The organism is Stenotrophomonas sp. JAI102 (genome assembly GCF_013409105.1).
Taxonomy (GTDB): Bacteria; Pseudomonadota; Gammaproteobacteria; order Xanthomonadales; family Xanthomonadaceae; genus Stenotrophomonas; species Stenotrophomonas maltophilia_AA.
This window is the reverse complement of the sequence record NZ_JACCCI010000002.1, coordinates 39061-62243: the sequence shown is the minus strand read 5'-3', so window position 1 is coordinate 62243 and position 23183 is coordinate 39061. Positions and strand designations below refer to the sequence as shown.

Sequence of the window (23183 nt, the reverse complement as noted above, 5' to 3'; positions counted from 1 at the left end):
GGCCCGCAGGGTAGCCGGGTGCGAAGCCGTTACACAATCGCAGCGCGGTCCGGTGGTTCACGTTGGCGGGGGCCGGCACGATGACCGACCCCCACACGGATCAGCTGGCCGCGGCCTTGCGCTGGGCGATGAAGGCCTGGATCTGTTCTTCCAGCACCGGCAGCGGCACCGAGCCCTGGCTGAGCACGGCGTCGTGGAAGGCCTTGACGTCGAAACGGTCGCCCAGCTCCTGCTCGGCCTGCGTGCGCAGACGCACGATCGCGATCTCGCCGAGCTTGTAGCTCAGCGCCTGGCCCGGCCAGGAGATGTAGCGGTCCACTTCGGTGGTCACTTCATGCTCGCTCAGCGCGGTGTGGTCGCGCAGGTAGGAAAGCGCCTGCTCGCGGGTCCAGCCCTTGTGGTGCACCCCGGTATCGATCACCAGGCGCGCGGCGCGCCACATCTCGTAGGTCAGGCGGCCGAAATCCTCGTACGGGGTTTCGTAGATGCCCATCTCCACGCCGAGCTTCTCGCAGTAAAGGCCCCAGCCTTCGCCGTACGCGGAGATGTAGTTGTTGCGACGGAACGCGGGCTGCTCGCCCTGCTCTGCCGCGAGCGCGCCCTGCAGCGCATGGCCCGGATCGGACTCGTGCAGGGTCAGCGCCGGCAGGTTGTACAGCGGCCGCGCCGGCAGGTTGTAGGTGTTGAGCCAGTAGGTGCCCATGCCGCCGCGGCCCGCGGTCCAGAACGGAGCGATGTCCGGCGGCACCGGCACGATGGTGAAGCGCGCGCGCGGCAGCGTCATGTACTTGCCGATCACGCCATCCACGCGCTTGGAGATCCAGGCGGCGCGGTGCAGCAGCTCGTCCGGGGTCTTGGCATAGAACTGCGGATCGGTGCGCAGGAAGGCCAGGAACTCGGCGAAGCTGCCCTTGAACTCGACCTGCTTGATGATGCCGTCCATCTCGGCCTGGATGCGCGCGACTTCCTTCAGGCCGATCTCGTGGATCTGCTGCGGGGTCAGGTCCAGCGTGGTGTACTCGTGGATCTGCTGCTTGTAGTACGCCTTGCCGCCCGGCATCGCCTCGGCGGCCAGGGTGGTGCGCGCCTGCGGCACGTACTCGCTGACGAAGAAGGTGCGCAGCTTGGCGAAGGCCGGCACCACGCTGCCGCCGATGGCCTGGCGGGCCTGCTCCTGCAGCTGCGCCTGCTCGGCGGCGGGGATGCCGGCCGGCAGCTTCTTGAACGGTGCGTACAGCGGCGACTGGGTCGGGTCCTTCAGTTCGGACACGGTGGCGATCGACACCTCGCGCCCATCGAGCACCGCACGCGGGACGCTGAAACCGCGCTTGAGGCCGGCGCGCATGTTCTCGGTCTGCTGGTCGAAATAGCGCGGCACATCGTTCAGGCGCGCGATGTAGTTGCGGTAGTCCTGCGCGGTCTTCATCTCGCGCCGCGCCATGAAGGACAGGTTGGACCAGAACGAGGAATCGGCATTGAACGGCATCTCATAGCCGCGCAGGCGCACATCGGCGGCCAGATTGAACACCTGGTCGCGGTAGATCGCGTAGTTGATCCGGTTTTCGGCCGAGAGCGCCTGGGTGTCGACCTTGTCCAGCTGGGCCAGCACGTCGTCCCAGACCTTCAGGCGTCCCTGCTGCGCGGCCGCGCCGACATCCGGCATGCGGGTGGCGTTGGCCGGGCCGTCGCCATCCTCACTGGCTTCACCACCCCCGGCCTCGCGCCAGGCCCATTCCTTCTCGTAGATGGCGCGGAACTGCGCATCGGCAGGACCTTCAGTGGCCAGGCTGGCCGGGGCGGCGGCCGGGGCAGCCGGAGGCGCGGCCAAGGCAGCGCCGGCAGGAAGGGCCAGGGCGAGCAGCAGCGCAGCAACGAGCGGTGATTTCACGGTCAGGGGTTCCCGAGGGACGGCAAACCCCGATGATGGCACCAAGCGGCCGGGCGCTGCATGGATCAAAGGTCCTGCCCTCTTCCAGGGCAGGACCGGGGGATCGGCCGCAGGCCGGAACCGACGCGCCAACGGCGCGTGGTAGATCCACGCCATGCGTGGATACCGCGCGCAGCGCGGCAGACCCGTCAGACGTTCATGACACCGCACCAAAGCATCCACGCATGCCGTGGATCTACCCTAATGGCTGGCCTTGTCCCGCTTCCATCCGCGGTGCGCGATATCCAGCTTCAGGCTGTACAGCGCGGTGAACGCCGGGAACAGGTTCTGCAGCACGCCCACCGAGTCCTGCTTGGCCGAGAACAGGAAGTAGCTCAGCGTCATCAGGCTGCCGACCACGCTCATGTACCAGAACAGGCGCGGGATCACCGGCTTGCCGGCGCGGCGCGAGGCAACGAACTGGACCAGCCAGCGGCCGCCAAACATCAGTGCGCCGGTGTAGCCGATCAGCTTCCAGCCGGTGACGTGCAGGCCGGTCCAGTATAGCCAGGTCAGCGGCTGGTCGAGCCAGTGCAGTTCCATCAGCGTTCTTCCACGGCGGTGCGCTTGCTGCGCGTGATCAGCCAGGCGACCCCGCGCAGGTCGCGGATGCCGACCAGGGCGCGGCCGAGGTTGTTGTACTTGGATACGCCCGCGGTGCGATGCCGGTGATTGACCGGCACGCTGAGGGTCTTCCAGCCGGCACGCTGCATCAGCGCCGGCAGGTAGCGGTGCATGTGGTCGAAATACGGCAGGTCCAGGAACGCGGCCCGCTCGAACAGCTTGATGCCGCAGCCCGTATCGGGCGTGTCGTCGCGCAGCATGCGCGCGCGGATCGCGTTGGCCCACTTGCTGGCCCAGCGCTTGCTGCCCGAATCCTGGCGATTCACCCGCCAGCCGGCGAACAGCTTCACCTCGCTGGCGGCCGCAGCGCGCGCGGCGAGCAGCCCGGGGATGTCGGCCGGGTCGTTCTGGCCGTCACCGTCCAGGGTCGCGATCCAGGGCGCGCGGGCGTGTTTGACGCCGTTGCGCACCGCGGTGCTCTGCCCGCTCTGGGTGACGTGGTGCAGCACCCGCAGTTCCGACGTGGTGGCCTTCAGGGACTGCAGCACCGCCAGGGTGTCGTCACGCGAATGGTCGTCGATGTAGATGATTTCGAACTCGATCCGTCCGCGCAGTGCGGTGGTGATCTCGTTGATCAGGGGCGTGACGTTGTCGCGTTCATTGAAGACCGGGACGACGACCGACAACTGGGGTTGGCTCATGGTCGGACTCTGCGAATGGCCAGGATCGAAAAAGAGCGCGCATTTTCCGCACCCGAGGTTATCCGAAGATGAATGGGTGCGTGTGTGTCAGGCGTGAGCACCGAAATAATCGCGGCACCAGGCCACCACCGGCGGCAGGCCGCGCTCGATCGGCATGGCCGGCTCGTAGCCGAACGCGTCATGCGCCCGCGTGGTATCGGCCATGGTGCGGACCATGTCGCCCGGCTGCATCGGCTTGTAGACCTTCTGCGCCGGGCGTCCGGCTGCGGCCTCGATGACACCGATGAAGTGCTCCAGCTCGATCGGCGTGTGATTGCCGAGATTGAAGACGCGGTGCGGAACGACCTCGCTGGACGGATGCGCCAGCGCGCCGAGGATACCGTCCACGATGTCGGAGACATGTGTGAAGTCGCGCTGCATTTTCCCGTCGTTGAACACATCGATCGGGCGGCCGGCCAGCACCGCGCGCGAGAACAGCAGCGGTGCCATGTCCGGGCGGCCCCACGGGCCGTACACGGTGAAGAAGCGCAGGCCGGTGGCATGCAGGCCGAACAGCTGGGCATAGGTGTAGGCCATCAGCTCGTTGGCGGCCTTGGTCGCGGCGTACAGCGAGCGCGGCTTGTCGATGCGCTGGTCTTCGGAGAACGGCGGGGTGGCCGAATCGCCGTATACCGAGCTGCTGGAGGCATACACCAGATGGGCCACGCCGCGATGGCGGCACAGCTCCAGCATGTTGACGAAGCCGGTCAGGTTGCTGTCGACGTAGGCATGCGGGTTTTCCAGCGAGTAGCGCACGCCGGCCTGCGCGGCCAGGTGGATGACCCGGGTCGGCTGGACCTCGTCGAACAGCGCGGCCAGGCCCTCGCGGTCGGTCAGGTCGAGCACGCGGATGTCGGCCTGCGGGCACAGCGCGGCCACGCGATCGCGCTTGATCTGCGGATCGTAGTAGTCGTTGTAGTTGTCCAGGCCGACGACGCGCTCACCGCGCGCGAGCAGGGCCTTGCAGGTGTTGGCGCCGATGAAACCGGCTGCACCGGTCACGAGAATCGTCATGGGGTCCGTCCGTCATACCGCCACGTATCGATACAGTGCTCTCCCGGGACGCACGCGTGGCGATCCGCGCGTCCCGGCGCCGCTTCACCACAGGCTCAGCGGCGCTTCCTTGGCCAGGGTGGCCTTGCGTTCCTTGCTGAAATCCCACCACGGCCGCGGCGCCTCGCCCTGCATGAAACGCAGCACCGACAGGAACACATCGATCACGCAGGGGTCGTGCATCACGCCGGTGCGCAGACACAGCTGTGCGTACATGTCATAGGCATCGCGGCCGCGCAGGTGCGCTGGCACGCGGATGCCGATCAGACGGAGATCTTTCTCACAGGCCGGCCCGACATTCGGCAGGTCGGTCAGACGCAACAGATGGTTGCGGTCGACCTTGGTGGGGTTCATTGCTTGGGGGAAATCCTCTGACGCCTGCGGGGGACTCAGCCCTTCTGTGCGCGAAGTCGGTCGAGCACGCCATCCAGCGTGTCCAGGTCGGTGTAATGGATGATCAGCTTGCCCTTGCCGCCACGGCCGTGGTTGATCGCCACGCGGGCGCCCAGCGACTCGGACAGTTCGGTTTCCAGCGACGCGATGTCGGCCTGCGGCGCGGCGGCCGCGGGCTTCTTGCGCAGCGCGCCCGGCACCTTGCCGGCGGCGAACTGCTGCGCGCGGTGCTCGACTTCGCGCACCGACCAGCCCTGGTCGGCCGCTTCCTGGGCCAGCTTGCTGGCCAGTTCCGGGGCCAGCGTCAGCAGCGCGCGGGCATGGCCCATTTCCAGCCGGCGGGTTTCCAGCAGCAGGCGGATCGCGATCGGCAGCTCGAGCAGGCGCAGCAGGTTGGAGACCGCCGCACGCGAGCGGCCGACGGCCTGCGCGGCCTCGGCGTGGGTCAGCGCGAATTCGGTGATCAGCCGCTGCAGCGCTTCGGCTTCTTCAAGCGGGTTGAGGTCTTCGCGCTGGATGTTCTCGATCAGCGCCATCGCGATGACGGTGCGGTCTTCCAGTTCGCGCACCACCACCGGCACTTCATCCAGGCCGGCCAGCTGCGAGGCGCGCCAGCGGCGTTCGCCGGCCACGATCTCGAAGCGGTCCGCGCCAAGCTGGCGGACCAGGATCGGCTGGATCACGCCCTGCGACTTGATCGATTCGGCCAGCTCGCCGAGCTTGGTCTCGTCCATGTCGCGGCGCGGCTGGTACTTGCCCGGCTGCAGGTGGCCGACCGGCAGCTTGCGCAGGATCTCACCCGGCTGCGGCTCGACCACCGCCGCTGCCTGCACCTGTGTCACCGCCCCCTTGGGCCCCAACAGCGCGTCGAGGCCACGGCCGAGGCCGCGTTTCTTGCCGAGGGCAGGCTTGGTGCTCATCAGGCGGTCTCCATGGCCTTGTCGGCCTTCTTGCGTTGGTTGTTGCGACGGATGATCTCGCCGGCGAGGCCGAGATAGGCAACGCCACCGCGCGAGGCACGGTCGTAGCCGACGATGCTCTGGCCATGGCTGGGCGCCTCGGCCAGGCGCACGTTGCGCGGCACGATGGTGCGGAACACCTGCTCGCCGAAGTGCTCGGTCAGCTCGGCCGACACGGCGTTGGCCAGGTTGTTGCGCACATCGAACATGGTGCGCAGCACGCCCTCGATCTCCAGCGCGGGATTGAGGTTGGCGCGCAGCGCTTCGATGGTTTCCACCAGCGCGCTCAGGCCTTCCAGCGCGTAGTACTCGCACTGCATCGGCACGATCACCGAGTCGGCCGCGGCCAGCGCGTTCAGCGTCAGCAGCGACAGCGCCGGCGGACAGTCGATCAGGATGTAGTCGTATTCGTCGCGGATCGGGGCCAGCGCGCGCTTGAGGCGCTGCTCGCGCTCGCTCTGATCCATCAGCTGGATCTCGGCGGCGGTCAGGTCGATGTTGCCCGGGAGCAGGTCGAAGCCTTCCGGCGTCTTGACCCGGACCTCGGCCGCGGTGCTTTCGCCCAGCAGCAGGTCACAGGTGGACGCGGCGACTTCACGCTTGTCCACGCCGCTGCCCATGGTCGCATTGCCTTGGGAATCGAGGTCGACAAGAAGCACGCGCTTGGGTGCAGCAGCCAGGGAGGCGGCCAGATTGACGGCGGTCGTGGTCTTGCCGACGCCACCTTTCTGGTTGGCGATGGCGATGATGCGGGCCATGCGGGTGAGCCTCATCGGCAGGGAGTGGGACTGGTCATTATGCGTATATGGGGCGTGTCATGCACTGTGAGATGCGCGGCAGGCACGCGCCGCAATGCCGCAGCCGCGCCCACGGGCACGCCGACGGCGCGGCGCAGGGCCAGGCCGGGAGAGGGGCAGGACGACCGTGGGACGGGCGATGCGGGCAGTGAAGTCACCGGCTCACGGGCCGGTGACCACCACCAGATGGCGCTCACCGGTCAACCCGGGGACGCTCAGCGGCACCACCTTCTCCACCGACCAGCCGGCCGGCAGCTGCGCGATCTCGTCGTGCGGGTACACGCCTTTCATCGCCAGCAGGCGGCCACCGGGGCGCAGCAGATGGCCACCGACCCGGATGATCCCGGCCAGGGTGTCCATCGCGCGCGCGGTCAGGTGGTCATACGCGGCCGGTTCGGCCAGCGCCTCGGCGCGCGACTCGGCCACGCGGGCATTGCCCAGGCCCAGCTGGCGCACGGCCTCGCGCATGAAGCGGGCCTTCTTGCCGTTGCTCTCGACCAGGGTCACCTGCAGCTGCGGGCGCGCGATCGCCAGCGGGATGCCCGGCAGCCCGGGGCCGGTCCCCAGGTCGGCCAGGGTGCCGGTCTCCAGGTAGGGCTGCATCGCCAGCGAGTCGAGCAGATGGCGGGTGACCATCTCCAGCGGGTCGCGGATCGCGGTGAGGTTGTAGGTGCGGTTCCAGCGGTCGAGCAGGGTCAGGTAGGTCAGCAGCGGCGGTGCCAGCGCGGCGTCCAGGCCCATCGCCGACAGCCCGCGCTCCAGCGCGTCGGCCACGCCGGACGGAAGTGTGTGATCAGTCATGCCGTGATTATCGCATCTTGCCTGCAGCGGCAGCGGCGCCCGGAGACGACTGGCATCCATTACAGGGCATGGAACGCCAGCGCGGCCCGGAAATCATCGGCCGCCTGCCACTCATGCAGGTGCCAGCGCTCGGCAGGCCCGAGTTCGGGGTCGCACCAGGCCAGATGCAGGCCACCATCGATGCCCGGCGCCAGCTGCAGCCGGTGCAGGCCGAACGAGATGCCCTGCCCCTGCGCCTTGAGCAGCGCTTCCTTGGCGCACCACACGCGGAAGAACCAGTGGTTGCGGGCGGTCTCGTCCAGCGACTCCAGCCAGGCGATTTCGGCCGGGTGGAAGAAGCGCTGGACGATCTCCAGCATCCGCGGGCGCGGGCGCAGCGGCTCCAGGTCCACCCCTAGCCGGACCCCCTCGCCCAGGGCGACCAGCAGCAGCCCGTGGCTGTGGCTCCAGCCGGTGCCCACATGCGCCAGCGGGCCATGCAGCTCCGGCCGGCCACGCGGGTCGCGCTGCAGCGGCAGGTCCTCCGGTTCGCCACCCAGCTGCCCGGCCAGCAGCACCCTGGCCTGTGGCTCGCCACGGGTGCCCGCCACGTGCGGCAGGCGCCAGACCGTGACCGGGCCGAAGCGCCAGGGGCCGTCGAGGGTGGCCGGCAGGCTCATGCCACGCCCCCGCGATCGCGGCTGCACGACGACTTCACGGGGTGTGCCGTCAACTGCACAGGTTGCAACCGCACAGAGGGAGTCAACGCTATGGGCATCATCATCTGGTTGATCGTCGGCGGCATCGTGGGCTGGCTTGCCAGCATCATCATGAAGCGGGACGCGCAGCAAGGCATCATCCTCAACATCGTGGTCGGCATCATCGGCGCACTGCTGGCCGGTTGGCTGTTCGGCGGTGGCATCAATGAAGCAATCACCATCCGTACGTTCCTGTTCTCGCTGATCGGTGCCGTCATCCTGCTCGCGATCGTGAACCTGTTTACGCGTCGAAGCGTCCGCTGACGCGCTTGCGTACTTCGTTCGATCAACAAGGCCCGGCACTGCCGGGCCTTGTTGATTATGGCGTAGTGCCGGCCGCTGGCCGGCACCCCACGCACTGCGGGTCCCTCATGAGCCGGCCAGCGGCCGGCACTACGCCAGCGTTACCCATGCCGGGGCGTGGTCGCTGGGGCGTTCCCAGGTACGCGGTTCGCGGTCGATGCCCGAGGCCATCGCGCGCGCCTTGAGCGCGTCGGAGACCAGGGTCAGGTCGATGCGCAGGCCCAGGTTGCGACGGAAGCCGGCCGCCCGGTAATCCCACCAGCTGAACACACCTTCTTCCTCGCTGTGCAGGCGGAACGCATCGTGCAGGCCCAGTTGCAGCAGCTTGTTCAGGGCGCCGCGCTCGGCGGTGGAGGTCAGGATGTGGTTCTCGTTCCAGACCAGCGGGTCGTGCACGTCGCGGGCATCGGGCGCGATGTTGAAGTCGCCCATCACCACCAGCTCCGGGTACCTGGCCAGCTCGGCCTCGACCCAGGCGTGCACGGCCTCGAGCCAGCGCAGCTTGTAGGCGTACTTGTCGGTGCCCACGTCCTGGCCGTTGACCACGTACAGATTGATGATGCGCACGCCGTTGACGGTCCCGGCGATGACGCGCTTCTGCTCATCCTCGAAGCCGGGAATGCCGATCTGCACGTCCTGCGCCGGTTCGCGCGAGAGCAGCGCGACGCCGTTGTAGGTCTTCTGCCCGGCAAATACGCTGCGGTAGCCCAGCCCGGCCAGCACCGCGTCGGGGAACTTTTGGTCCTCCATCTTGGTTTCCTGGATGCCGACCACGTCCGGCGCGGCCGCCGTGAGCCATTGTTCCAGGTGCGGCAGGCGCACGTTGAGCGAGTTGACGTTCCAGGAGGCGATTTTCATGCGGGCATTCTACCTGTGGGGCGCGCCTTCGTCGGCGGCCCCTAGCGCACCATCATCTTCAACATCCCGGCGATCTTCGAGTATGGCGGCTTGAGCAGATCGCTGGCAGCCCAGCGCGACTGCCACAGGATCGGCAGCTGCTTGCTCATCGCATCGAAGCCGGCACGCGCGTGGTACGCGCCCATGCCACTCGGGCCGACGCCGCCGAACGGCAGCCCATTGACCGCGAAATGCAGCAGCGTGTCGTTGACGGTGACGCCGCCGGCCACGACCTGCGCCAGCACCCGTTCCACCTGCGCGCGTTCGTGACTGAAGACGTACAGCGCCAACGGGCGGTCGCGTGACTGCACCTCCGCGATGGCAGCGTCCAGATCCGGATATGCGCAGACCGGCAGGATCGGGCCGAAGATCTCTTCGCGCATCAGGGCCAGATCGGCAGGCGGATCGAGCACGATGGTCGGCACGATCAGCCGCTCGCGCTGGGCACGCTCAGGATCGACGGTGGCCAGTTCGATCACCGGCACGCTCCGCGCGCGGGCCTCCTCGAGATAGCCGCGCAGCCGCTGGTACTGGCCCTCGTGGATGATGCGCGTGTAATCCGCGGCGTCGCTGAAATCGCCATAGCGCGCCTGCACCTGGGTCCGCAGCTGCTGCACCAGTTCGCGCTGGCGATGGCCGTCGATCAGCACGTAGTCCGGCGCGATGCAGGTCTGCCCGGCATTGAAGAACTTGCCGGTGGCCAGGCGCGCGGCGGCCTTGTCCAGCGGGTAATCGCTGCAGACGATGGCGGGGGATTTGCCGCCCAGTTCGAGGGTCAGCGGGGTCAGGTGCTCGGCGGCCGCCGCCATGACCTTGCGGCCGATGGTGGTGGAGCCGGTGAACACCAGGTGGTCCAGCGGCGAGCCGGCAACGGCACTGGCGAGGTCTCCATCGCCCTGCACGACCGCCACGCGATCCGACGGGAACACCTCGGCCAGCAGGCTATGCAGGAATGCACTGGTGCGCGGCGTGTGCTCGGACGGCTTGAGGATCACGTGGTTGCCGGCGGCGATCGCGGTCGCCAGCGGAATCAACGCCAGGTTGACCGGATAGTTCCACGGCGAGATCACCCCGACGACGCCCAGCGGCACTGGCCGGGTCTGCGCACGTGCCGGCCAGAACCGCCAGCCGACACCGACCCGGCGCGGTCGCATCCAGCGGCGCAGATGGCCGCACAGATGATCGATATCACCGAGCACGGTCATGCCATCGGCGATCAGCGATTCGTGGGTGGAGCGGTGGCCGAAGTCGGCCGAGATCGCGGCCGCCATCTCCGGCAGGCGGACCTTGAGGGCCGCGCGCAGGCGCTGCAGGTCACTGCGGCGCTGTTCCAGCGTCGGGCGGTTGGCCTGCCAGGCGGTACGCAGGGCGTGCAGGATCGCGGGAAGCGCGGCGGGATCGGTGTGGGCATCGCTCATGGCCCGACTATAGCGGCAGGCTGTGTGATGGCGGGATCGGTCGTGCCGGCCGCTGGCCGGCAACCTCGCACGCGTCGCCGTCGATTGATCGGGAGCCGGCCAGCGGCCGGCACGACCCGGAAAAACAGAAAGGGCCGCGATTCGCATCGCGGCCCCTTGGTCTTGCCGTGTGGATCACCGTTACTTGGTGATGTCCACATCCTTGGTTTCGTGCAGGAACAGGCCACCGACCACGACCGTCATCAACGCGATGATGATCGGGTACCACAGGCCGTAGTAGAGGTTGCCGGTACCGGCCACCAGCGCGAAGGAAATCGCCGGCAGGAAGCCACCGAACCAGCCGTTGCCGATGTGGTACGGCAGCGACATCGAGGTGTAGCGGATGCGGGTCGGGAACAGCTCGACCAGGTAGGCGGCGATCGGGCCGTAGACCATGGTCACGTAGAGCACCAGCAGCCACAGCATGAAGATCGTGCCGGGGATGTTGATGCGCGCGTTGTCGGCCTTGGCCGGGTAGCCCGCCGCAGCCAAGGCACCCTTGAGCTCCCCGCCGAAGGCATCGCCCTTGGCCTTCAGCTCATCCTTGGTCAGGCCAGCGGCCTCGTAGGAGGTCACGGCGGTGGTCCCGACGTTGACCGTCGCCAGCGTACCGGCCGGTGCCGGCTTCACTTCATAGGGCACACCGGCCTTGGTCAGGGCCGCGGTGGCCACGTCGCAGGAGCTGGTGAACTTGCGCAGGCCGACCGGATCGAACTGGAACGAGCAGGTGTTCGGATCGGCATTGACCAGCGCCGGCGAGTTGGTGCGGGCTTCTTCGATGGCCGGGTTGGCGAAGTGGGTCAGGCCCTTGAAGATCGGGATGTAGGTGATGGCAGCCAACAGACAGCCGGCCAGGATGATCTTCTTGCGGCCGATACGGTCGGACAGCCAGCCGAAGAAGATGAAGAACGGCACGCCCAGCGCCAGCGCGGCGGCGATCAGCAGGTAGGAGGTGGTGGCGTCGACCTTGAGCATGCTGCTCAGGAAGAACAGCGCGTAGAACTGGCCGCCGTACCACACCACGGCCTGGCCGGCTGCGGCACCGAGCAGGACCAGCAGCATCAGCTTGAGGTTGCCGTCCTTGAGGCTGTCACGGAACGGGGTCTTGGAGCCCTTGCCTTCGGCCTTCATCTGCTGGAACAGCGGGGACTCGCTCAGCTGCAGACGGATCCACACCGACACGCCCAGCAGCACGATCGAGACCAGGAACGGAATGCGCCAGCCCCAGGCTTCGAACGCTTCATTGCCCAGGAAATAGCGGCAGGCCAGGATGATCAGCAGCGACATGAACAGGCCGAGCGTCGCGGTGCACTGGATGAAGCTGGTGTACAGGCCACGCTTGTCGGCCGGTGCGTGCTCGGCGACGTAGGTCGCGGCACCACCGTACTCGCCACCCATCGCCAGTCCCTGGGCCAGACGCAGGATGATCAGGATGACCGGGGCAGCGAAACCGATCGAGGCGTAGTTGGGCAGCACGCCGACCAGGAAGGTCGAGATGCCCATGATCAGGATCGTGACCAGGAAGGTGTACTTGCGGCCGATGCGGTCGCCGAGGCTGCCGAAGAAGGCCGCGCCGAACGGGCGCACGAAGAAGCCGGCCGCGAACGCCAGCAGGGCGAAGATCATGCCCGTGGTTTCATTGACACCGCTGAAGAACTGCTTGGCGATGATCGCGGCGAGCGAGCCGTACAGGAAGAAGTCGTACCACTCGAAGACGGTGCCCAGGCTGGACGCGAAGATGACCTTCTTGTGTCCCTGGGTAAGTTGGGGTTTTGCAGGTGCGGGTGTTGTTGACATGGGACGCTTCCCCTCCGAAGCAATCGTTGTTGGTAGGTGCCGACCGTGGGTCGGCACTCATTTAGAAGCTGTATTTGGTCGTGAACTGCAGGCGGCTGATATCGCCCTTGCGGCCATCCTCGATTTCGCGCACGCCGTACATCAGCTCGGCGCCGACATCGACCTTCGGCATCGGCGTGTAGAACACGTTGCCCCGGATGCTCTGCACGCTCTTGGTGACCAGCGGGCCGAGGCTGCCGTCGTTGTCGTAATCGCTGCGCGCGTAGATCAGGTTGGTCCGCAGCTTCGGGGTGAAGGCGTGGCGCCAGCCCACGTAGCCGGCCAGCACGCCGGTCGGGTTGAGTTCGTCGCGGGCGATGTCATACGCGGTATCGGCGGTGACGCCCAGGCCGATGTAGCGCGCGATGCCTTCGCCGCCGGTGACCTGGTAGTGCAGCGTGTCGGTGTCGCCCATCACCCACTTGCCACCCAGGGTGAGGCCGCCGCCGATCTTGTCCGCGTCGGCACCGCTGGTCTGGTTGTCGACCTTCAGCTGGCGGACCACGCCGCCGACGCCGAAGGTGCCCCAGTCACCCTTCCAGCCATAGCGCAGGGTCAGATCGGGCAATGCGCCGCGATCGGAGTTGCTGGCCGCGTTGGTCCACGCACCGGTGACCGGATTACGGGCACCGGTGAGCAGCGTGGTTTCCGGGTTTTCCAGTGCGACGCTGAAGCCGCCCTGGGTGTAGCGGATCTGAGCCTGGCGCACGAAGATCACACCGTCGGTCGGGCCGACGAAGTCGGCGGCTTCCGGCAGCGAGGCCGCGTCCATGAAGTTCGACCAGGTCTGGCCGGCCATCCAGTTGTTCCAGTACATGTAGGCGTGACGCAGGGTCACGCCGTAGGTATTGGTGGCGGTCTGGTTGCCCAGCGAGTTGCCGAAGAAATCCATCTCGAAGAACGCACCGGACTTGTTGCCGGCCTCGCTGACATTGTCGATGCCCAGGTTGAAGCGCGAGAACTTGGCGTGGGCGTTGTAGTCCACGTCCGAACGCTCACCGCTGCCGCCGGCACCGGCCACCGGGGTCTGGCCCGGCAGGTACAGCGCGCGGCCGGTGGCGTCGTCGGCCAGCTGGCCGTCGCCGGTCTGGGTAGCCAGGAAATCGGCCTTGATGAAGCCGCCGATCTTGACCGTGGTGCCCGGCGCGGCGCCCGGGGTGATGGTGGTGACCTGGATCGGCTGCTTGCCGGCCGGCACGGTGGCCGCCACCGGCTGCTGCGCCTGGACCGTGCGCACGGCAGTGACCTCGGTCTGGGCCTGGCTGATCTGGGCCTGCTGTTGCTGCTGGTTGGACAGCAGCAGCTGGACCTGGCGCTCCAGCTCCACGACGCGGGCTTCCAGCGCTTTCTCTTTGGCGGTTTCGGCGAACGCCATGCCTGGCGCGATCAATGCGACGAACATGGCGGCGGCCAACGGCCGGCGTGTCGTCCTCAGCAAACGGTGGCTCATGTTGCCCTCTCTCCCGGGTGGCAAGGTGATGCCGCGCATGGGGCACGGTCGACCCGAGGGTGCGGCGCGTTGACGCACCGAAGCTATTGGCCATTAGTCGTACTCGCCCCCCGGGGGCGAGTACGACCCGGGCGCCGGCAGGCGGCCGGCAGGTGCCAAAGGCACCGTGTAGGTACCGACCGTTGGTCGGTACGCAGTGCCTCACGACCAACGGTCGTGAGCTACCGGGGCGAACGGTCATGAGCTGCCGCGGCGAACGGTCATGAGCTACCGGGGTCTACGACCGTGTCCCATCACGGCGCGCGGCGTTCGACCATGGTCTAACCACCCCGGTAACGCGCAGGCGGGTGGATGCGGCAAACTGAGGGGGAGAGGTCGTCACTTATGTTGCGACCGCACAACCCAAGTCAACGTGCAAGTGAGGGTGCCATGGCTGATCTTTACCCCGTCGACGCCGCGTTCGCCGCGGCATCGCGGATCGACAGGAACACGTACCAGCAGCTCTACCGCGAATCGCTGGAGCATCCGGATGCCTTCTGGGGCAAGGCCGCCGAGCGCCTGGACTGGTTCAAGAAACCCACCCGCATCAAGAACGTCAGCTACCAGCTCGACGATTTCCGGATCAAGTGGTTCGAAGACGGCGAGCTCAACGCCAGCGTCAACTGCCTGGACCGCCAGCTCGACACGCGCGGCGACAAGATCGCGTTGCTGTTCGAACCGGACAGCCCCGATGCACCGGCCCAGGGCGTCACCTACCGCGAGCTGTATGAGCGCACCTGCCGCCTCGGCAACGCGCTGCGCAACCTCGGCGTCAAGAAGGGCGACCGGGTCACCATCTACCTGCCGATGATCGTCGACGCCGCGGTGGCCATGCTGGCCTGTGCGCGTATCGGTGCGATCCATTCGGTGGTGTTCGGCGGCTTCGCCCCGAACTCGATCGCCGACCGCGTCATCGACTGCGGCAGCAAGCTGATCATCACCGCCGACGAGGGTCTGCGCGGCGGCAAGAAGATTCCGCTCAAGGCCAACGTCGACGCCGCGCTGAAGCTGCCCGGCACCACCACCGTGGAAACGGTGCTGGTGGTCCGCCACACCGGCGGCGCGGTGGACATGCAGGCCCCGCGCGACCGCTGGTTCCATGATGTGGTGGATCCGCAGCCGGCGCAGTGCGAACCCGAGCGCATGAATGCCGAGGATCCGCTGTTCATCCTCTATACCTCCGGGTCCACCGGCAAGCCCAAGGGCGTGCTGCACACCACCGGCGGCTACCTGCTGTACGCGGCCTACACCCATGAAGCGGTGTTCGACCTGCGCGAGGACGACATCTACTGGTGCACCGCCGACGTCGGCTGGGTCACTGGCCACAGCTACATCGTGTACGGCCCGCTGGCCAACGGCGCGACGTCGGTGATGTTCGAAGGCGTGCCGAACTACCCGAGCACCTCGCGCTTCTGGGAGGTGATCGACAAGCACCAGGTCACCATTTTCTACACCGCGCCCACCGCGATCCGCGCGTTGATGCGCGAAGGCGATGCACCGGTCAAGCGCACCTCGCGCAGCTCGCTGCGCCTGCTCGGCAGCGTCGGCGAACCGATCAATCCGGAAGCGTGGCGCTGGTACTACGAGGTGGTCGGCGACAGCCGCTGCCCGATCGTGGATACCTGGTGGCAGACCGAAACCGGCGGCATCCTGATCTCGCCGCTGGCCGGCGCGGTCGATCTCAAGCCGGGTTCGGCCACCCTGCCCTTCTTCGGCGTGCAGCCGGCCCTGGTCAACGCCGATGGCGAGATCCAGGAAGGGGCCACCGAAGGCAACCTGATCATCCGCGATTCGTGGCCGGGCCAGATGCGTACCGTCTACGGTGACCATCAGCGCTTCATCGATACGTATTTCCGCACCTACCCGGGCAGCTACTTCACCGGCGACGGCTGCCGTCGTGACGAAGATGGCTACTACTGGATCACCGGCCGCGTCGACGATGTGATCAACGTCTCCGGGCACCGCATCGGCACTGCCGAGGTGGAAAGCGCGCTGGTCTCGCACCCGAAGGTGGCCGAAGCGGCCGTGGTCGGCTTCCCGCACGACATCAAGGGCCAGGGCATCTATGCCTACGTCACCCTGATCGCCGACGAGACGCCGAGCGATGAACTGCACAAGGAGCTCGTGGCCTGGGTGCGCAAGGAGATCGGTCCGATCGCCGCGCCCGACCATCTGCAGTGGGCGCCGGGCCTGCCCAAGACGCGCTCGGGCAAGATCATGCGCCGCATCCTGCGCAAGATCGCCGAGAACGCACCGGATCAGCTCGGCGACACCTCGACCCTGGCCGATCCGTCGGTCGTGGCCTCGCTGGTGGAAGAGCGGAAAGTGAAGTGAAGTAACCCTTCACCGTGAAGGCGCAGGATGGGGCCGCGTCATCGCGTTCGCGCTGTCGCTCCCACGATCCGCAAGCGGATCGTGGGCCCCGCCTCACCAGCACCCACACCCCGCCGCTTCGCGGCCGCCCCCTGACTCAGGGGGCTGTCATCTCGATAGACTTTTTCGTTGCGTCGCTGCACTCCTCCGCAACATGGCCCCCACCATGACGACCCTCCTGATTGCCGATGACCATCCGCTGTTCCGCGAAGCCCTTCGCGGGGCCGTGCAACGCGTCATCCCCGGCGTGCAGCTGTACGAAGCGGACAGCGTGGAAGCGCTGTACCAGCTGGCCGACCAGCACACCGACGCCGACCTGGTCCTGATGGACCTCAACATGCCCGGTGCGCAGGGCTTCAACGCGCTGGTCCACATGCGCGCCCTGCACCCGCAGCTGCCGGTGGTGGTGGTGTCCGCACGGGAGGAGCCGACGGTGATGCGCCGCGCGCTCGACCATGGCGCCTTCGGCTTCATCCCCAAGTCCGCCGATTCGGACACGATCGGCCATGCGCTGGGCACCATCCTCGATGGCGAGACCTGGGCGCCGCCGGAAGCGCACAACGTGCCACCGACCGGCCGCGAGGAACGCGAGATCGGCCAGCGGCTGCGCGAGCTGACCCCGCAGCAGTTCCGGGTGCTGCAGATGCTCGGCGCCGGCCGCCTCAACAAGCAGATCGCCTACGACCTCAACGTCTCCGAAGCAACGATCAAGGCCCACGTCACCGCGATCCTGCGCAAGCTCGGCGTCACCAACCGCACCCAGGCGGTGCTGATGGCCGGCAAGCTGGCCATCGATGACGAACAGATCGTGTTGCCGCCCGAAGAAGAGTAGATCCACGCCATGCGTGGATGTCACGAGACCGGAACGAACAGCATCCACGCATGCCGTGGATCTACCCCCTTCGGCTGTAACGCCTTCGGCGTTATAGCCGGAGCTATGAATTCCAGTGTTACCTGCGCAATTCGCGCTGAACGCTCCTCGCTGCACCCACGGTGCTAAGCTTCGCGTCCCCTTGGGGAGTAGCCGGATTCCTGCTGAAGGAATCGCCCGCATCAACATACTCGGCCAGTGCGCCGTGGTGCGGGCAGCCATCTTGGTTGGCGAGACCAGCGGTCCGCGTGCGCAACGACAGGTTGGGCGCGTTCGCGGTCCGTTGCTCGCCATCGCCCGACCTGCCGCGTACCCAAATGTCGCCTGTTTCGATCCTGCTGATCGGCTTTGCCATGTCCACCGATGCCTTCGCCGCGGCGATCGGCAAAGGCGCGGCCATGCGCAGACCGCGCTTCTCCGACGCGCTGCGCGCCGGCCTGATTTTCGGTGTCATCGAAGGCATCACCCCGGTGATCGGCTGGCTGCTCGGCCGCGCCGCACTGCAGTACGTGGAAGCCTTCGATCACTGGATCGCGTTCGGCCTGCTCGGTGCGCTGGGCGTGCACATGATCATCAACGGCCTGCGCCCTGATGACGGGGCCGAGGACGAAGACACCAGCAAGCACCACGGCTTCTGGCGCCTGGCGATGACCGGTTTTGCCACCAGCATCGATGCGATGGCGGTCGGCATCGGCCTGGCCTTCCTCGACGTGCATATCGGCGTGATGGCACTCATCATCGGTCTGTGCACCCTGACCATGGTGACCGCGGGCATCATGCTCGGCCGCGTGCTGGGCGGCATGGTCGGCAAGCGTGCCGAGATCATCGGCGGCCTGATCCTGATCATCATCGGCTCGACCATCCTGTACGAACACCTCAGCGGCGCCATCGCCTGACCGGCCTCCGCCACGGCCCCGCGGCTAGAGATCGCCGCGGGTGTCGTGGAAGGCGGCCAGGAAGGCGCGCAGCGAGGCCGGCTTGATCGGCTTGGTCAACAACCGGTAGCCGCGGTCGCGTGCCATCCGCTTGAGCTCATCGCGCCCATCGGCGGTGAGCAGCGCGCCGGGAATCGCACGTCCGGCCTTCTGGCCCAGCGCCACCAGCGTGTCCAGCCCATCCAGGCGGTCGTGCAGGTGGTAGTCCACCAGCATCACGTCCGGCCGCTCGACCACTTTCTCCAGCGCCTGGTCGACCGTGCTGGCGGTGATCACCTGCACCTGCCAGCGTCCCAGCAGTGCACGCATGCCGTCCAGGATCTCCTGGTCGTTGTCCACGCACAGCACGCGCATGCCGGCCAGTGAATCCGCGCGGGTGACCGGGCTCGGTGCCGGCAGCGCGGTCGCCGTCGGCAGGGCCGGCGCGGCCACCAGCGGCAGCAGGATCGAGAACATGCTGCCGCTGCCGACCCGGCTGCGCGCGTTGAGGCGGTGATCGAGCAGGCGCGAGATGCGCTGGCAGATCGACAGTCCCAGCCCCAGGCCCTGCTCCCCCCAGTCGAACGGCTGCTGGTAGCGGTGGAACTCATCGAAGATCTGCTGCATGTGATGCTCGGGAATGCCGGGGCCGGTATCCCACACCTGCAGCTCCACCTCCGGCCCGCGATGGCGCACGGCCAGCACGATGCGGCCCTGGCGCGTGTAGCGCAGCGCATTGGCCAGGAAGTTCTGCAGCACGCGCCGCAGCAGGCGGCGATCGCTGCGCACCCAGGCCGGCCGCGCGAACAGGTCCATGCGCAGCCCGCGCCCGGCGGCGACCGGCGAGTACTGCGCGGCCAGCTCGCGCATCAGCAGGCTGACATCGAAATCGCCGATCACCGGGTGCAGCCCACCGGCGTCCAGGCGGGAGACGTCCAGCAGGCCGTCCAGCAGCTCCTCGGCGGCGCGCAGCGATGCGTCCACGCGCTCGGCCAGGTGCCGCTGCTCTTCATTGTTGTGGTGGCTCTCGCGCAGCGCCGAGGCGAACAGGCGGGCGGCATTGAGCGGCTGCAGCACGTCATGGCTGATCGCGGCCAGGAAGCGCGTCTTGGACTGCTGCGCCACCTCGGCTTCGTGCGAGCGCTCGGCCACGCGCTGCTCCAGGGTTTCGTTGGCCTCCAGCAGCGCGCGCTCGGCGTGCTTGTAATCGGTGATGTCGTTGTAGCTGGTGACGTAGCCGCCGCCGGGCAGGGCCTGCCCACGCATCTCGATCACCTTGCCGTCGCTGCGGGTGCGCTCGAAGATGTGCGGCGAGCCGGCGCGCATGTAGCCGATGCGGCGGTTGATCTGCAGTTCGATGTCGCCCTCGCCCAGCTCGCCACGCTCGGCGTTGTAGCGGATCAGGTCGGCGACCGGCCGGCCGACGTAGAGCATCCCATCGGGGTATCCGAACATCTGCTGGTAACGGCGGTTCCACGCGGTAAGACGCATGTCCGGATCGACCACGCTGACCCCCGCGCTGATGTTCTCCAGCGTGGTGGAGAGGATCTCGCGGTTGAAGCGCAGCTCCTGCCCCGCTTCGTCGAGCACCGCGACCACTTCGCCCAGGTCCATGCCCGAGCCGCGCAGCAGGCTGGTCAGCAGCAGGCGCGCTGATGCCGCGCCGATCGAAGCCGCCAGCAGGCGCTCGGTGAACTGCACCCAGGCGCGGTCGGCCGGCGCCGAGGCCTGCAGCTCACGGTCCATCGACTGGGCCTGCTCGAAGAAGGAGCGGCGGGCATGGCGGTCACCGACCACGCGCGAGGCCAGCGCCAGCAGGTCGCCCACATGCACGTTGCCGGGCCACGCGCCGGCCACCGAGGGCCGCTGCGCGTACGGGTCCAGGAACGGGGCGGCGCGCAGGCGCTCGTCCACGCCCGGGCGCCAGCGCACCGAGACCAGCACCATCGCCGCGACATTGACCAGCAGCGACCAGAACGTGCCGTGGGTCAGCGGGTCCCAGCCGCTCATGCCGAACAGATGCTGCGGCTGCAGCCAGCCGATCCCGAACGGCCCCTGCACCAGCCAGGCCTCGTCCATCCACCCGGCGTGGGTCAGCGCAGGCAGCAACAGCGTATAGACCCACGTGGCGAAGCCGAGCAGCATGCCGACTTCCACGCCCCGGCGGCTGGCACCGCGCCAGTACAGCCCGCCGATCAGGCCCGGCGCGAACTGCGCCACCGCCGCGAATGCCATCAGCCCATAGGACGCCAGGGTGCTGTCATTGCTGCTGCCGCGGTAATAGCTGTAAGCGACCAGCGCCAGCAGCAGGATCGCGGTGCGCCGGATCCACAGCACGCGCGAGGCGACATCCGCCGCTTCCTGATGGTCGCCACTGCGGCGCAGCAGGACGGGCATCACCAGGTCGTTGCTGACCATGGTGGCCAGCGCGATCGAGGCCACGATGACCATGCCGGTGGCCGCCGAGAAGCCGCCGACATAGGCGACCAGCGCCAGGAACTTGCGGCCTTCGGCCAGCGGCAGCGCCAGCACCATGCTGTCATCGGCGACACTGCCACCGGTGCCGAACAGGGTCACACCGGCGGTGGCGATCGGGATCACCATCGCCGAGATGATCACCAGGTAGGCACCGAACATCCAGCGCGCGCGGCGGATGTCGCGTACGTCGCCACACTCGACCACGGCCACGTGGAACTGGCGCGGCAGGCAGATGATCGCCAGGAAACTCAGCAGCGTCTGTGAAATGAAGCCGACCGGTGGCAAGCCGGTGAACAGCGTATGCGCCGACTCGATCACCGCATCGGTGCGGTCGTTGAGCCACAGGTAGGCGAACAGGCCGAGCGCGACCATCGCGATCAGCTTGATCATCGACTCCAGCGCGATCGCCAGCATCATGCCGTGATGATGCTCGGTGGCATCCACCTGGCGGGTGCCGAACAGCGTGGCGAACAAGGCCATCAGCAGCGCCACGTACAGCGCAGGATCGGTGAAGAATCCGGTGGGGCCGACGTTGCCGGTCAGTACCTGCAGGCTCATCGCCACGGCTTTGTACTGCAGGGCCAGGTACGGCACGATGCCGATCAGTGCGATCACCGCCACCAGCGCGGCCAGGCGGCGCGAGCGGCCGAACCGCGAGGAAATGAAATCGGCGATGGAGACCACGTTCTGGCTGCGGGCGATCAGCGCCAAGCGCTCGATGATGCGCCAGCCGAACACCCACAGCAGCAGCGGCCCCAGGTAGATCGGCAGGTAGCCGATCCCGTTGCGTACCGCCGTGCCCACCGCACCGTAGAAGGTCCACGACGAGCAGTACACGGCCAACGCCAGGCTGTAGACCACCGGCCGCAGCCACGGCCGGTTCGGATACATCGGGCGACGGTCGCCCCACCACGCCACGGCGAACAGCAGCGCGGCGTAGGTTACCGAGACCAGCAGCAGGATCCAGCTAGAAACCACAGGGTTGTTTCCGCGAGAGCAGCCCGCAGTGTAGCGGCTGGGCGGCCTCGGTCACGGCCCGGTTCGGCCCGGCACCGTCGCCAGCGGCCGGGTCGGCAGACGGATGCTGACCCGGGTACCACGGTCCTTGCCGCTCTCCACCTGGATATGCCCACCGGCCGCCTCGACCAGGCTCGCGGTGACGGCCAGCCCGAGTCCCGTTCCCTGCCCGACCGGCTTGGTCGTGAAGAAGGGTTCCAGGCAGCGGGCACGCACCTCATCGCTCATGCCGTGGCCGCTGTCGCTGACCTGGATGACCACCTCGTCGATGCGCGAGGGCTGCGCGACCACCAGGCTGAAATGACCGCCCTCCGGCATGGCCTGGTTGGCATTTACCGCCAGACTGAGCAGGATCGACTCGAGCTGTGCCGGATCGAAATGGATCAGACACTGCACCTGACCGCTGTCCACCTCGCACTGCACCCGCGCGTCGAACACCTGCTGCAGGGTAGGTGCCATCGCCGTGATCGTCGCCGCGACATCCAGCAGCTGCGGCCGGCTCTGCTCCAGCCGACTGAAATCCAGCAACCGGCGGCTGACGGCCGTCGCGCGCCGCACCGCGGCGTCGGCCCCCTGCAGCGCCACCTGGAGCTCACCCGCCTGGCTGCGCCTGGCTTTGGCGATATAGCTCTGGATCAGGGCCAACAGATGATTGAAGTCATGCGCGATGCCGCTGGCGAGTCGGCCGACGTTCTCCATCTTCATCGCGTGCACCAACTGGTCCCGCGAGCGCTGCTTCTCCTGAATCTCCACCTGCAGCTCATCGCGCTTGCGGGCCAGATCGCGACCGTGCTCCCGCGCCACCTGCAGGCTCTCACGCAGGCCGGTGACGCTGTGATGCAGCAACCAGGCGGCCATCAACGTGGCGAACATGCAGACCGCGAGGTCATTCACCGCGAGCAAGAGGCGATCGGGGCGGAACATCAGGCTGGACGCATCGACCCACGCACCGACCACGATCAGCACGCACACCGCGCCGGTGACCCACCACAGCGGACGCCTGCCCAGTACGGCCGCCACCAGCATCACCGGCAGCAGCAACACCAGCTGCAGTCGAAGCTGTGCCGCCAGCCCCCAGTACGCATAGGTCACGGTGAGCAGCAGCAGCTGCCCGCCAACAAAGAGGCTCGCCGCGGGTAGCGGACGCCCTGCCCGCTGCAGCAGCAGGCAGAGCAGGCACAGCAACGCGTGCAACACGCCGATGACCGGCACCATCAGGTCCAGGCCCATCCCCATGCGCAGCGCGATCCAGACCGCCATCAACAGATGGAACAGGCCCACCATGTGCAGCAGGCCACGCAGCATCGCGTCCGTACGGCGGCCCAGCGACTGCGGCGCCGCAACGGAAGTGGAACCATTCCGGGTGTGCGGTGGTGGTATGGGCATGCGCGGCAGGCTCCAGGCCGGAGCGACAGCGTCCGGCAGCAAGGAGGGTATATTAGCGGCGTGTGATCCGGCAGCGTCGCTGCTCGTGTCGCCAGGAACATGCCGCACTGCCGTCCGTCCGCATTCGACCGGGAAGTCGCTGTCCTCATGCCTACGTTGTCCCTTGTCCGTCGCAGGCTGTCCGCGCTCGT

19 protein-coding genes and 1 riboswitch are annotated in these 23183 nt (G+C 67.5%); of the genes, 4 read left to right on the top strand and 15 right to left on the bottom strand.

All coding sequences use genetic code 11. The annotated features are described in order from the left end of the window. Nucleotides 1-100: 100 nt before the first annotated feature. The 9 genes from HDC96_RS08910 to HDC96_RS08870 form a co-directional block, all read right to left on the bottom strand. Nucleotides 101-1888 (bottom strand): DUF885 family protein, encoded by a 1788-nt coding sequence (locus tag HDC96_RS08910; protein ID WP_179459694.1) that lies wholly within the window; start codon nucleotides 1886-1888, stop codon nucleotides 101-103. A 240-nt stretch (nucleotides 1889-2128) separates the two neighbouring features. Further along, the gene (locus HDC96_RS08905; protein ID WP_179459693.1) at nucleotides 2129-2470 is read right to left on the bottom strand and encodes a lipid-A-disaccharide synthase N-terminal domain-containing protein; all 342 of its coding nucleotides are present in this window, start codon (nucleotides 2468-2470) and stop codon (nucleotides 2129-2131) included. After that, nucleotides 2470-3192 (bottom strand): glycosyltransferase family 2 protein, encoded by a 723-nt coding sequence (locus HDC96_RS08900; RefSeq protein ID WP_179459692.1) that lies wholly within the window; start codon nucleotides 3190-3192, stop codon nucleotides 2470-2472. Before HDC96_RS08900 ends, HDC96_RS08905 begins: the two co-directional genes overlap by 1 nt. An 87-nt stretch (nucleotides 3193-3279) precedes the next feature. Then, nucleotides 3280-4245: an SDR family NAD(P)-dependent oxidoreductase gene (locus HDC96_RS08895; protein WP_179459691.1), complete on the bottom strand. Its 966-nt coding sequence runs from the start codon at nucleotides 4243-4245 to the stop codon at nucleotides 3280-3282. An 84-nt stretch (nucleotides 4246-4329) separates the two neighbouring features. Continuing rightward, the gene (locus tag HDC96_RS08890) at nucleotides 4330-4638 is read right to left on the bottom strand and encodes a helix-hairpin-helix domain-containing protein (protein WP_019185615.1); all 309 of its coding nucleotides are present in this window, start codon (nucleotides 4636-4638) and stop codon (nucleotides 4330-4332) included. 35 nt (nucleotides 4639-4673) lie between these two features. Next, nucleotides 4674-5597, bottom strand: a complete 924-nt coding sequence (locus HDC96_RS08885) for a ParB/RepB/Spo0J family partition protein (protein WP_179459690.1) — start codon at nucleotides 5595-5597, stop codon at nucleotides 4674-4676. Continuing rightward, nucleotides 5597-6394: a ParA family protein gene (locus HDC96_RS08880; protein ID WP_019185613.1), complete on the bottom strand. Its 798-nt coding sequence runs from the start codon at nucleotides 6392-6394 to the stop codon at nucleotides 5597-5599. Before HDC96_RS08880 ends, HDC96_RS08885 begins: the two co-directional genes overlap by 1 nt. A gap of 201 nt (nucleotides 6395-6595) precedes the next feature. Next, nucleotides 6596-7234, bottom strand: a complete 639-nt coding sequence (gene rsmG, locus HDC96_RS08875) for a 16S rRNA (guanine(527)-N(7))-methyltransferase RsmG (protein ID WP_179459689.1) — start codon at nucleotides 7232-7234, stop codon at nucleotides 6596-6598. Nucleotides 7235-7293: 59 nt separating this feature from the next. After that, entirely contained in the window at nucleotides 7294-7893 is a 600-nt protein-coding gene (locus HDC96_RS08870) for a 4'-phosphopantetheinyl transferase superfamily protein (RefSeq protein WP_179459688.1), read from the bottom strand. Between the two features lie 90 nt (nucleotides 7894-7983). Here HDC96_RS08870 and HDC96_RS08865 point away from each other — a divergent pair, with 90 nt between their 5' ends. Then, nucleotides 7984-8235 carry a GlsB/YeaQ/YmgE family stress response membrane protein gene (locus HDC96_RS08865; protein ID WP_038685456.1) on the top strand — a complete coding sequence of 84 codons (252 nt, stop codon included), beginning with the start codon at nucleotides 7984-7986 and terminating at the stop codon, nucleotides 8233-8235. 129 nt (nucleotides 8236-8364) lie between these two features. Here the strand turns inward: HDC96_RS08865 and xth are convergent, their stop codons facing one another. The 4 genes from xth to HDC96_RS08845 all read right to left on the bottom strand — a co-directional run bounded on the left by xth (nucleotide 8365) and on the right by HDC96_RS08845 (nucleotide 13914). After that, complete coding sequence (xth, locus tag HDC96_RS08860) at nucleotides 8365-9132, bottom strand: exodeoxyribonuclease III (RefSeq protein ID WP_179459687.1); 768 nt, start codon at nucleotides 9130-9132, stop codon at nucleotides 8365-8367. Between the two features lie 41 nt (nucleotides 9133-9173). Continuing rightward, nucleotides 9174-10589, bottom strand: coding sequence for a coniferyl aldehyde dehydrogenase (locus tag HDC96_RS08855; RefSeq protein WP_179459686.1), 1416 nt, complete (start codon nucleotides 10587-10589; stop codon nucleotides 9174-9176). A gap of 180 nt (nucleotides 10590-10769) precedes the next feature. Beyond that, nucleotides 10770-12425: an MFS transporter gene (locus HDC96_RS08850; RefSeq protein WP_179459685.1), complete on the bottom strand. Its 1656-nt coding sequence runs from the start codon at nucleotides 12423-12425 to the stop codon at nucleotides 10770-10772. A gap of 61 nt (nucleotides 12426-12486) precedes the next feature. Beyond that, entirely contained in the window at nucleotides 12487-13914 is a 1428-nt protein-coding gene (locus HDC96_RS08845) for a DcaP family trimeric outer membrane transporter (RefSeq protein WP_179459684.1), read from the bottom strand. A 429-nt stretch (nucleotides 13915-14343) separates the two neighbouring features. Between HDC96_RS08845 and acs the strand changes: the two genes are divergently transcribed. From acs to HDC96_RS08830, 3 genes are all read left to right on the top strand, one after another. Beyond that, nucleotides 14344-16287 carry an acetate--CoA ligase gene (acs, locus tag HDC96_RS08840; RefSeq protein WP_179459683.1) on the top strand — a complete coding sequence of 648 codons (1944 nt, stop codon included), beginning with the start codon at nucleotides 14344-14346 and terminating at the stop codon, nucleotides 16285-16287. A gap of 205 nt (nucleotides 16288-16492) precedes the next feature. Next, nucleotides 16493-17158 (top strand): response regulator transcription factor, encoded by a 666-nt coding sequence (locus tag HDC96_RS08835; protein WP_070470067.1) that lies wholly within the window; start codon nucleotides 16493-16495, stop codon nucleotides 17156-17158. 177 nt (nucleotides 17159-17335) lie between these two features. Then, nucleotides 17336-17498: riboswitch (yybP-ykoY riboswitch) on the top strand. A 16-nt stretch (nucleotides 17499-17514) separates the two neighbouring features. After that, nucleotides 17515-18093 carry a manganese efflux pump MntP family protein gene (locus tag HDC96_RS08830; RefSeq protein WP_179459682.1) on the top strand — a complete coding sequence of 193 codons (579 nt, stop codon included), beginning with the start codon at nucleotides 17515-17517 and terminating at the stop codon, nucleotides 18091-18093. Nucleotides 18094-18117: 24 nt separating this feature from the next. Here HDC96_RS08830 and HDC96_RS08825 read toward each other — a convergent pair whose 3' ends face one another. Together HDC96_RS08825 and HDC96_RS08820 are read right to left on the bottom strand one after the other, a co-directional pair. Then, on the bottom strand, nucleotides 18118-21567 hold the full coding sequence (locus HDC96_RS08825) for a PAS domain-containing hybrid sensor histidine kinase/response regulator (protein WP_179459681.1): 3450 nt from the start codon (nucleotides 21565-21567) through the stop codon (nucleotides 18118-18120). 51 nt (nucleotides 21568-21618) lie between these two features. Next, entirely contained in the window at nucleotides 21619-22992 is a 1374-nt protein-coding gene (locus HDC96_RS08820; protein WP_179459680.1) for an ATP-binding protein, read from the bottom strand. Between the last annotated feature and the right edge of the window lie 191 nt (nucleotides 22993-23183).

Coding starts and splice junctions, on each gene's coding strand:
- HDC96_RS08820 (WP_179459680.1), bottom strand. CDS start 22,992: ATGCCCATACCACCACCGCACACCCGGAATGGTTCCACTTCCGTTGCG.
- HDC96_RS08870 (WP_179459688.1), bottom strand. CDS start 7,893: ATGAGCCTGCCGGCCACCCTCGACGGCCCCTGGCGCTTCGGCCCGGTC.
- HDC96_RS08895 (WP_179459691.1), bottom strand. CDS start 4,245: ATGACGATTCTCGTGACCGGTGCAGCCGGTTTCATCGGCGCCAACACC.
- HDC96_RS08890 (WP_019185615.1), bottom strand. CDS start 4,638: ATGAACCCCACCAAGGTCGACCGCAACCATCTGTTGCGTCTGACCGAC.
- HDC96_RS08905 (WP_179459693.1), bottom strand. CDS start 2,470: ATGGAACTGCACTGGCTCGACCAGCCGCTGACCTGGCTATACTGGACC.
- HDC96_RS08850 (WP_179459685.1), bottom strand. CDS start 12,425: ATGTCAACAACACCCGCACCTGCAAAACCCCAACTTACCCAGGGACAC.
- HDC96_RS08885 (WP_179459690.1), bottom strand. CDS start 5,597: ATGAGCACCAAGCCTGCCCTCGGCAAGAAACGCGGCCTCGGCCGTGGC.
- rsmG (WP_179459689.1), bottom strand. CDS start 7,234: ATGACTGATCACACACTTCCGTCCGGCGTGGCCGACGCGCTGGAGCGC.
- HDC96_RS08900 (WP_179459692.1), bottom strand. CDS start 3,192: ATGAGCCAACCCCAGTTGTCGGTCGTCGTCCCGGTCTTCAATGAACGC.
- xth (WP_179459687.1), bottom strand. CDS start 9,132: ATGAAAATCGCCTCCTGGAACGTCAACTCGCTCAACGTGCGCCTGCCG.
- acs (WP_179459683.1), top strand. CDS start 14,344: ATGGCTGATCTTTACCCCGTCGACGCCGCGTTCGCCGCGGCATCGCGG.
- HDC96_RS08830 (WP_179459682.1), top strand. CDS start 17,515: ATGTCGCCTGTTTCGATCCTGCTGATCGGCTTTGCCATGTCCACCGAT.
- HDC96_RS08835 (WP_070470067.1), top strand. CDS start 16,493: ATGACGACCCTCCTGATTGCCGATGACCATCCGCTGTTCCGCGAAGCC.
- HDC96_RS08865 (WP_038685456.1), top strand. CDS start 7,984: ATGGGCATCATCATCTGGTTGATCGTCGGCGGCATCGTGGGCTGGCTT.
- HDC96_RS08845 (WP_179459684.1), bottom strand. CDS start 13,914: ATGAGCCACCGTTTGCTGAGGACGACACGCCGGCCGTTGGCCGCCGCC.
- HDC96_RS08880 (WP_019185613.1), bottom strand. CDS start 6,394: ATGGCCCGCATCATCGCCATCGCCAACCAGAAAGGTGGCGTCGGCAAG.
- HDC96_RS08855 (WP_179459686.1), bottom strand. CDS start 10,589: ATGAGCGATGCCCACACCGATCCCGCCGCGCTTCCCGCGATCCTGCAC.